This window comes from Vibrio sp. Y176 (genome assembly GCF_033438945.1).
In genome coordinates this window covers 1-835 of the sequence record NZ_JAWOQS010000288.1, presented here as the reverse complement: position 1 = coordinate 835, position 835 = coordinate 1, and the positions used below count along the sequence as shown (strand labels likewise).

Here is an 835-nt window from a genome sequence, read left to right as displayed (position 1 = left end):
AAACACGTTGGTCGTCCACTGGCTGCCGTGTTCTTTTTGAGCTTTATGACCAGCCATTTGGTCTACATTTGGGCTGATGCCTATTTCTATAATCCGATCACGAGCCAACGCTCAAACTTCCCGCTTTCTTACCCAATGACGGCGAAAAGCTTTATGGAAAAACATGGTCTGCTTGACCGTGAAGAGTACCTAAAACGCTTAGCGGAGAATGAAAATAACGTTGAGCTGGTGAACTACCCACTAGAAAAACTTGAATTCAACCGCCGTGTAAACAAGTTGAACGTGTTGATGATCAGCGTAAATAACCTTCGTGCCGACGCGCTGAATCAAGAAGAAATGCCAAACCTCTACGAGTTTGCACAGCAAAATCAAAACTTCCGTAAACACTACAGCTCAAGCAATGATACATATGGTGCATTTGGCTTGTTCTATGGTTTACCAACGAGTTACGCCTCTAGCATCAAGGCACAAGGTGCCTCGCCTGTACTTCTTGATGTACTTAAAGATCAAGGCTACACCTTCGGTTTGTTTAGCGGCAGCGGTTTTGAAGATGACCTTTATTCAGAAATCGTCTTCCGAGGCGTAAACCTAGCTGAAAAACTGGATGGTACTCAAGCCCATACCGATAAACAATCTATCGCCGATTGGAACATGTGGCTAACGGAAAAAGCGAACCAGCCTTGGTTCAGCTACATCGAAGTTACTACGGTAGATAATTTTGAATCTATCCCGTCGAACTCGAAAGAAGATATGTCGGCGAGTGAACGCTTCAAAAATGCTTATGAGTTTGCCGTGAAATCTGCGGATGACAAAGTCGGCGGTATTATCAAAACAC

Annotated in this window: 1 protein-coding gene; it reads left to right on the top strand. The window is 44.3% G+C overall.

What is annotated here, in order from left to right:
- Positions 1-835, top strand: an 835-nt coding sequence (locus R7O13_RS25610) for a DUF3413 domain-containing protein (protein WP_318305040.1), incomplete at both ends; no start/stop codon positions are given.